Consider the following 9,517-nt stretch of genomic DNA (forward strand, 5'->3'; position numbering starts at 1 on the left):
CGGCCCGAGCTGCGCGCGCCCGTCGCCGGCGCCCGCCCTCCGGCGTCGATCGAGAGCGTGCTCGAGGAGATCGCCCGGGACCTGCACGTCCTCGTGCTGGACCGGCAGCCGGGCCGGGTCACCGTCGGCGTCGCCGAGATCGATCTCGTTTCCGCCCTCGTGCGCCTCGCGGCGATCACGCCCGGCGTCTCGCTCTCGATCGGCGGCGCGCCGGTCACCCTCGGCAGCACGCACTTCAACAGCCGCGCGCTCGAAGCCAGGCAGATCGAGGCGCGTTTCGCGCGGGAGGACCTCGGCCAGGCAACACTGGCGATCGAATCCTATCGAAAGATCGCGTCCGGCCGCTGGGTGTCGGCGAACGACACGAACACGATCGCCCGGGCAGTCTACGCCGACATCTTCGAGCAACCCGGCACCACCGAGGCCAGCGGGCTCCTCGGCGGGCGCACGCTCGGCCAGATCGCCGAGGACCGCCCGATCGACGTCGTCTACACTTGGGTCAACCACGCCGATCGGCAGTGGCAGGAGCTGTTCCGGACCGCCCGCGCGCCGGAGGCAGGCGGGGTGGCCAGCATCGACGCGGAGAACCCCGCCCGCTTCCACAACAAGGACGAGTTGCGCTACTCGCTGCGCTCCGTGGCGCGGAACCTGCCCTGGGTCCGGCGCATCCACATCCTCACCAACTGCGCCCGCCCCGAGTGGCTCGGCGCGGACGATCCGCGGATCGCCTGGGTGCGGCACGAGGAGATCATCGATCTCCCGTATCTCCCGACCTTCAACTCGCACGTCATCGAGAGCTACCTCCACCACATCCCCGAGCTCGCCGAGCATTTCCTCTACCTGAACGACGACTTCTTCGTCATGCAGCCCCTCTCCAAAGGCCATTTCTTCGATCCGAACGGCACGTCCCTGAGCCAGCTCGAATCCTACGCCATGGTCGCGGGGCCCGTGAAACCCGGGGACGCGGACCATCTCAATGCGGCCCGCAACTCCGCGCGGCTGATCGCGAGCCGCTTCGGCCACGTGCCGACCCAGCTCCACCGGCATGTCCCCTACGCACTGCGCCGTTCGGTCCTCGCCGAGATCGAGGCCGAATTCGCCGATCCCTTCGCGGCGTTCCGCTCCAACCGCTTCCGCCGCAGCAACGACGTGAACCTCACGAGCTTCCTCTACCATCACTATGCCCTGGCGACGGGCCGGGCGCGGACAGCCGACTGCACGAGCATCTTCGTGAAGGCCCAGGACATCCGCTGGCGGGCACGCCTTGCCGAGGCGGTCACCGGCAAGTCGCAGATCGTCTGCATCAACGACGGAGGCGACATGCGGCACAGCTCGATCTGGACAGCCGGCGTCGCCGACTTTATGGAGTCGGCTTTCCCATGCCCGGTGTCCTGGGAGGTTCCAGCTCGGCAATAGGCTTGGGCCGCGGGATGTGCTGATGCGTGGCCGCCCGACCGCTGGCATCGAGCTTGCCCCGAGGGGGCGGTACAAGGCATTCGGGTCGAGTGGGGCCAAGGAATGGACGCGCCGGCGGCCGGGCGGCCGCCAGCAGGCGCGTCGTCAAACTAGTAACGGAAGTTGATAGTGCTCTCGAACCCCCAGAAGAGGCGCATCCTGCAGCTCCTGCGGATGACCCGTTTCCAACTTGCCCGTGTATTTTTCTTCTTTTCGTCCTCGAACGACAAATCCACTATCATATTCGGTGAGAAGGACGGGCTAGAGGCTCGCGACAACAGCTACATTCTCTTTGCGGACTTGTATGATGCCGGGCGAAGGGATGTCTATTTCGTGGCTGCTAGCCGATGCCGAGATCGGGAGAAACTAGAACGGTTCGGAAAGAACGTCCTGCGGTATGGCACCTTTCGGCACTTTGCTCATCTCGCCAGGGCAAGACTACTGGTCGTAAGCGATGGCTACCTGGACGTATATCCCCCCCTTCCAGGCATCCTGAAGAAGGCCGACATACCGTTCTTTTACCTCCAGCACGGAGTTCTTCGATACAAGCGCGTCAACTTCACGGCGTCTCATTACGAGGGGCGGCTTCTCCGCTTCGTTGTCTCGACCGACTTCGAGGCTGATATTGCCACCGACCGCATGGTCTCCACGACCGACGTCAACGAATGTCGGCGGCTGGCCCTCATGGGTGCGCTGCTGGGGCTTACGACCGACACCCAGTCGAGGAGCGGCCTGGGCGAATTGGCTCACGCGCTGCGCGCCTACGCTGGCGAGAGCGCGGATCCGGTCGTGGCCGCCGCCGCAGAGGCGAGCGCGAAGAAGGCGGACCAGATATCGCGTCGTGCCGGACTGCCTGCCGCCCGCCTGGTCGAGAGCGGCCTCCCACGACACGATCGGCTCAAGTTCCCTAAGCCTGGTCGGCGCGAAAACATCGTTCCAATATTTCTCACGTGGCGCAACTCCTGGGCACGTGGCTCGGCAACCGAAAGTTCGCCCTTTGTCCACATGCTCAGATCCCTTCTTGAGGATCCGAGCGTTCTCTCCCTGTCGCGAGAGTACGGCGTACGATACAAGGTATACGTACACAACAAGCAGAAGTCATACGCGAGAGAGCTGCACAAACTGCTTCCAGGGATCGTTGACGTCGATCTATTTGGCGATATAGGGGATGAGATAGGCGCGTGCCTTGCGCTCATTACCGACTATTCATCAGTAGCAATTGACTTTGTCCTTGGATCAACTCCTGTAATATTTTATCAGCCCGACATGTTGGAGTATACTGAGGAACGCGGCGACTATACTGGAGCTGAAGGCGATTGGGTTGGGCCAGTTGCAACCGAACCGTCAGGCGTTGCCGAGGCGCTAAGGAACGCGATTTCGCACGGCCTCGATCCTCAGATCAGGTCAAATCTCTTGGAAAGCTACCCGAACTTTGGCAGATCTCTGCCTACCTTAAGAGGGGAGTTGGACAGCATACCACCTCGCGTATTGTTTGTTGCCTACAATATATTTGGAACCGGCGGCACCGTTCGCGCCGTGACGAACTTCGCGAACTACCTCCTAGAGCGCGGTTATCATATCGAGATCATTTCCCTGCGCCGAACAAAAGTTATCCCCGACATGGGGCTTGATCCAGCTATCCGCGTATATTCCTTGTTGGATCATACACAGCGCCTGACGTGGTGGGAGAAGTTTCTCGGAAGGTCGCCATCAGTGCTCGTGCACCGGGACTCGGACTTTTACCGAGCCGTGGGTCTCTTGATGGATATTCGTTTGGTTTCCCGCATCAGATCCAGTACGGCTGACGTCATCATTCCGACCTTTCCCGGCCTCGCGCCAATATGCAACCGGTTCCGGCGCGGCCGAAGCGCGGTGCTTGTCCAGGAAAACAAGTTCTTCGACAGCCATAAGGCATCCATTCAAAAGATGATCCGGCGGTCTTATGCGCGAGCCGCCGCCGTCACGGTACTGTCCGATTCAGACGCGAGAGTTCAGGCAAGCTTCTGCAAGAAGGTATTCAACGTAGGCAATGGATTGCCCGATCCGGTTCGTGACGAAGCGTATCGCGATCCGAGCGGACGGCCTCGAATCGTCGCTCTGGGGCGGTTCGAAGACTGGAAACGGTTCGACCTGCTGATCTCCGCCTTCTCCAGGCTCACCGAGAAATTCCCCCAGTGGGAGCTTCATATATTCGGACGGGGCGAGGAAGAGCCCAAGTTGCGGGCGATGATCAAGGAGGGCGGTCTCTCTGAACGGATCTTTCTTCGCGGCGTCACGACGGATAGCATGGGTGAGCTTTCGCGCGGCGAAATCTGCGCCATGCCGTCCGAGTATGAGCCATTCGGCATGGTCTTGATCGAGGCGTATGCGGCCTCCCGTCCGGTGGTTACGTTCGACGTCGAGACCGGGCCCAAGGAGATCGTGATCGACGGAGAAACGGGCTTCCGCGCCGTTCCCGGCGACGTGGGGGACTTTGCTGCAAAGCTTGCACTGCTGATGGCGTCCCCCTCAATGCGCGCAGCGTTCGGCCGCAAGGCCCGCGAGGTCTACGAGGAGCGCTATTCCATCGAAGCCGCCGGCAGACGCCTCGAGGAGGCCATCTACTTCGCTGCGGGGAGGCAGTTCCCCAGCGCCGATGCAGCGGCCCAAGGCCTGCGGAACGGAAGCGGGGCAACCGCATGCGAGGAGAAGGACGTGAGTTCGACGAGCGCTCCTGCGGACAGCGTGCGGCGCGCCCTCAGATCCTGACGAACCTCAACCCCGCCCGAAGCGACGGGAACCGCGCCCAGTTCTTGAGCACAAAGGCCACCAGGAACGGATACCACAGCCGCCCCACCGCACGCCGGAAGACAGCGCGGCGGGTCTCGAGGCTCTCGGCGTCGAAGTCCATCCCCGAGCTCAGCCGCGGATGGACCGCGAGCGGCAGCGCGACGTGCCGGCCGGAGAGCTTGTTGCGCAGCAGGTCGGCGAGGAAGATATACTCGTCGCCGATCGGCAGGTCCGTCCCGGCGCCGAAACGCTCGTCGAAGGCGATGCCGAGCTCGGCCACGCGGGCGCGGCGGACGGCGATCTCGGGGGTGCCGACCTTGGCCACGTTCCAGAGCCGGAGCGGCGACATGTGCCGCCCGAAGCGCTTGCGCGGGCGGCCCGCCTCGTCGAGCGTCATGCCGCAGACGCAGCTCAGCGCCGGATCGCCGGCGAAGATCTCGCGGAGCCGTGCGTAGTTTCCGCAGAGGAACTCGACATCGTCGTCGGCGAAGAGGACGATGTCGCTGTCGACGCCGGCGAGTGCCGCGTTGCGGCTGCGGGCCACCCCGCGCCCTTCCACCGGCACCACCCGGATGTCCGGCCGCTGCGCCAGACGGGCGCGGGCGAGGTCGGACACCGCGTCGGCCTGCTGCACGAAGACGTGGTAGGTGACGCCCTCGCCGGGGCGGAGCCGCTCCGGGCGCAGGTTGTCGAGCCGGCGGCCGATGGTGGAGATGCAGACGGCGAGCGTCGGCGCGGGGTCGCCCACCTGCCCGGCCGCCGGCGACGACGGCGCGCGCAGAGCGCGCCATGCCTCCCCCGCAGCCGCTGTCCCACGCATCGACGATCCCCGTCCACGGCATCCGTCACCGAGGCGTCACGATGTCACGAAAGCTTCACGCTGTCACGCCCCGAGGCGGCGGCGGGCGGATTCGGCCGGCGGGTGGCTGCCGGGGGGCGCGCGCATCACCCAGTCGCGGGGTTGACTCTCGCGCCGGGAGGCCAATCTTGGCGCGCAGTGCCGCGGCGGAGCTCGCCGCTCGGCGAGGGGGCTAACCTTCACATGATCTGGCGGCTCATCCTGGCCATCGTGCTGCTCGGCGTGATCGTCGGCGGAATCGTCGGGTTCAACCTGTTCCGCGACAAGATGATCGCCGGCTACTTCGCCAGCATGCAGCCGCCGCCGGTGACCGTCTCGACCGTCACCGTCGAGCCGATCACCTGGAAGCCGGGCCTCGACGCCATCGGCACGGCGCGCGCCGCGCAGGGCGTTGAGCTCGCGGTCGAGACGAGCGGCATCGTCAAGGACGTCCTCTTCCAGGCCAACGACGAGGTGGAGGCCGGCCAGCATCTCGCGCAGCTCGACGACGCCGTCGAGCGCGCCGACCTCGCCGCCGCCCAGGCCGAGCTCGACCTCGCCGAGACCCAGCTCGCGCGCCAGCGCGAGCTGCGCGAGCGCGGCGTCGTCGCACTCAGCGACCTCGACGTCGCCCAGGCCACGGCGATCTCGGCCGCCAGCCAGGTGGCGAGCCTCACCGCGGTGATGAACCAGAAGAGCCTCGAGGCGCCGTTCGGCGGCACCATCGGCATCCCGCAGGTCGACGTCGGCCAGTTCGTCAACCCCGGCACCGTCTACGCCACGCTGCAGGACCTCGACACCATGCGGGTCGACTTCTCGGTGCCCGAGCAGGACATCCGCCTCATCGCCATCGGCATGCCGGTGACGGTCTCGACCGAGGTCGGCAATACCCAGCTGACCGGGCATATCTCCGCCATCGAGCCGCGGATCGACCCCAACAGCCGCCTCGTCACCGTACGGGCCGAAGTGGACGACCCCGGCCACCGCATCAACCCCGGCCAGTTCCTCAGGGTCAGGGTGGAGCTGCCCGAGGAGCAGAACGTGGTGGCGCTGCCGCAGACGGTGGTGAGCACGACCCTCTATGGCGACTCGGTCTTCGTCGTGCGCAGCGACGGCGAGGGGGAGGCGGCGAAGAAGACCGTGGAGCAGGTCTTCGTCAGCGCCGGGCGCCGCTCGCTCGGCCTGGTCGAGATCGGCCGGGGCCTCTCGGCCGGGGACGAGGTGGTCACCGCCGGGCAGAACCGGCTGACCAGCGGCGCGACCGTCGTCGTCGACAACACGGTCAATCCCGCGACCGCCGGCGCCGCCCAGGCGGCTCCGGCGGACTAGGGGCGGGCCGGTGCATTTCTCCGAGCTCTTCATCCGGCGGCCCGTGCTCTCCACGGTGCTCGCGGCCTTCATCCTGCTCCTCGGCTTCCAGGGCATCGTCAACCTGCCGATCCGCGAGTATCCCGAGGTCGAGGAGACGGTGGTGACCGTCACCACCATCTACGCCGGCGCCCAGCCCGACCTCATCCAGGGCTTCATCACCGCGCCGATCGCCGCCGCCGTCGCGACGACCGAGAACGTCGACTACGTCACCTCGCAGTCCACCCCCTCGGCGAGCGTCGTCAGCGTGCACATGAAGCTCGGCTCCGACCCCGACGTGGCGCTGACCGAGGTGCTTTCCAAGGTCCAGAGCGTGCGCGGCCAGCTGCCGGAGGAGGCCGAGGACCCGACGATCGTCAAGGGCACGGGGATGCAGTTCGCCCTCATGTACCTCGCGGCGCTGAACCCGAACATGACCCAGGAGCAGATGACCGAGTATCTGGAGCGCGTCATCCGCCCGCGGATGTCGACGATCCAGGGCGTCGCCGAGATCCAGATCATCGGCGCGGCCAACTACGCCATGCGCATCTGGATCGACCCGCTGCAGCTCGCCGCGCGCGGCGCGACGGCCGCGGACGTGCAGAACGCGATCCGCAGCTCCAACTTCCTCGCCGCGCCCGGCCGCACCGAGAACGAGTTCGTCGCCTACAACATCCAGATGCAGACGACGCTGCAGACGCCCGAGGCCTTCGGTGCCCTGCCGCTCGTCGGCGAGGGCGACCATGTTGTGCGCCTGCGCGACGTGGCCCGGGTCGAGCTCGCCGCCGAGGAGCCGGAGGAGATCGTCACCTTCAACGGCCAGAGGGGCACCTTCATCGGCGTCTTCCCGACGCCGGCGGCCAACCCGCTCAGCACCGCGGCCGGCGTGGTGGCCGAGCTGCCGGCGATCAACGCCAGCCTGCCCGAGGGGATGTCGATCGAGCTCGTCTACGATTCGACCGAGACGATCAGCGCCTCGATCGAGGAGGTCTTCAAGACCATCGTCGAGGCGGTGGCGATCGTCGTCGTCGTCATCCTGCTCTTCCTCGGCTCCTTCCGCTCGGTGCTGATGCCGGTCGTCACCATCCCGCTCTCGCTCATCGGCGTCTGCGCGGTGCTGGTGGCGCTCGGCTATTCGCTCAACCTGCTCTCGCTCCTCGCCATGGTGCTCGCGATCGGCCTCGTCGTCGACGACGCCATCGTCGTGGTCGAGAACATCCACCGCCACATCGAGGAGGGGCTCTCGCCGCTCGACGCCTCGATCGTCGGCATGAAGGAGATCACCGGCCCGGTGATCGCCATGACGCTGACCCTCGCCGCCGTCCTCTCCCCGCTCGCCTTCACCGGCGGGCTGACCGGCGCGCTCTTCCGCGAGTTCGCCTTCACGCTCGCCGGCGCCGTCATCATCTCCGGCATCGTCGCGCTGACCATCACCCCGAGCATGGCGGCGCGGCTGCTGAAGTCGGGCGAGGCGAGCCGCTTCCAGCGCATCGTCGACCGCAGCTTCGAGCGGGTGGCGAACTGGTACGAGCGGCGGGTGTCGAGCTCGCTCGACTACCGCCCGGTGACCATCCTGATGGTGCTGGCGCTGGTCGGCGCCACCCTCTTCATGTTCACCAGGACGACGACCGAGCTCGCGCCCGAGGAGGACGTGGGCGCCCTCTTCGCCATCCTGAACGGGCCGCGCTACGCCACCCTCGACTATACCCATCTCTACACCGAGCAGATCTCCGACCTGACCGCGGACATCGAGGAGGTCAGGACCGAGTTCTCCATCGTCGGCTTCGCCCGCCAGCGCAACTCGGGCTTCTACATCTGGGCGCTGAAGGACTGGGCCGAGCGCGAGCGGAGCCAGCAGGAGATCCAGCAGGACGTGCAGGGCCGGCTCGGCCAGGTGGCCGGCGTCGAGGGCTTCGTCTTCGCGCCGCCCTCGCTGCCCGGCTCGGGCGGCGGCCTGCCGATCACCGTCGTCATCCAGTCGATCCACGACGCGGCCCGCGTCTACGAGGTCGCCGAGGAGGTGCGGCAGAAGGCGCAGGAGTCCGGCCGCTTCATCGTGGTGCAGAATTCGCTCGCCTTCGATGCGCCGCAGGTGACGCTGACCATCGACCGCGACCGCGCGGCCAGCCTCAACGTGCCGATCAGCGACATCGGCGGGACGATGGGGCTGCTGGTCGGCGGCGGCTCGGTCGCCCAGTTCGACCGCGATTCGAACAGCTACGACATCATCACCCAGGTGCCGCAGGCCTTCCGCGACAACCCCGAGGCGCTCGGCCAGTTCTTCGTCCGCGCCGCGACCGGCGAGATGGTGCCGCTCTCCTCCGTGGTCAGCGTCAGGACCGGCAGCTCCGCCGCCGCCATCGAGCAGTTCAACCAGCTCAATTCGGCGACCATCTCCGCCCTGCCGCTGCCCGGCGTCTCGACCGGCGACGGGCTGGCCGAGGTGCAGCGGGTACTGCAGGAGACACTGCCCGAGGGCTTCTTCATCGACTATTCCGGCCAGTCCCGCCTCGAAGTGAGCCAGGGCAACACCATCGCCATCGCCTTCGCGCTGGCCATCCTCGTCATCTACCTGGTGCTCGCCGCGCAGTTCGAGAGCTTCCGCGACCCCTTCATCATCCTGATGGCGGTGCCGCTCTCGATCTTCGGCGCCATCCTGCCGCTCAACATCGGCCTCGGGACGCTCAACATCTACAGCCAGGTCGGGCTCATCACGCTGATCGGCCTCATCACCAAGCACGGCATCCTGATGGTGGAGTTCGCCAACCAGCAGCGCGAGGTCCACGGCCTCAGCCGGCGCGAGGCCATCGTCGCCGCCGCCAAGATCCGCCTGCGTCCGATCCTGATGACGACCGCCGCCATGGCGCTGGCCGTGGTGCCGCTCATCACCGCCGAGGGCGCCGGGGCGGCGGCGCGCTACGCCATGGGCCTCGTCATCTTCTCCGGGCTGATGATCGGCACCTGCTTCACCCTCTTCGTGGTGCCGATGTTCTACACCCTCATCTCGCACCGCGACCGCACCGAGGCGACCGCCTGGCCCGAGCTCACCTGAGCCTCATACGGTCCCCGCGTGATTGACTCGGGAGTGGGGGATTCACGCGGCGAATC

General features: G+C 66.5%; 5 protein-coding genes. 4 read left to right on the forward strand and 1 reads right to left on the reverse strand.

The window, feature by feature from the left end; translation table 11 throughout:
* Both Q0112_RS08185 and Q0112_RS08190 read left to right on the forward strand, forming a co-directional pair.
* The coding region (locus Q0112_RS08185; protein ID WP_297973788.1) for a stealth conserved region 3 domain-containing protein at positions 1-1,416 on the forward strand (1,416 nt) is incomplete at its 5' end.
* Between the two features lie 168 nt (positions 1,417-1,584).
* On the forward strand, positions 1,585-4,203 hold the full coding sequence (locus tag Q0112_RS08190; protein WP_297973790.1) for a glycosyltransferase: 2,619 nt from the start codon (positions 1,585-1,587) through the stop codon (positions 4,201-4,203).
* On the opposite strand, the gene Q0112_RS08195 is transcribed toward Q0112_RS08190, so the two are convergent.
* Positions 4,193-4,972: a glycosyltransferase family 2 protein gene (locus Q0112_RS08195; RefSeq protein WP_297973792.1), complete on the reverse strand. Its 780-nt coding sequence runs from the start codon at positions 4,970-4,972 to the stop codon at positions 4,193-4,195. The genes Q0112_RS08190 and Q0112_RS08195 overlap by 11 nt on opposite strands.
* A gap of 294 nt (positions 4,973-5,266) precedes the next feature.
* Between Q0112_RS08195 and Q0112_RS08200 the strand changes: the two genes are divergently transcribed.
* Entirely contained in the window at positions 5,267-6,391 is a 1,125-nt protein-coding gene (locus Q0112_RS08200; RefSeq protein WP_297973794.1) for an efflux RND transporter periplasmic adaptor subunit, read from the forward strand.
* Positions 6,392-6,401: 10 nt separating this feature from the next.
* On the forward strand, positions 6,402-9,461 hold the full coding sequence (locus Q0112_RS08205) for an efflux RND transporter permease subunit (RefSeq protein WP_297973796.1): 3,060 nt from the start codon (positions 6,402-6,404) through the stop codon (positions 9,459-9,461).
* The last annotated feature ends 56 nt before the right edge of the window (positions 9,462-9,517 follow it).

Source organism: uncultured Amaricoccus sp. (assembly GCF_937858865.1).
Taxonomy (GTDB): Bacteria; Pseudomonadota; Alphaproteobacteria; order Rhodobacterales; family Rhodobacteraceae; genus Amaricoccus.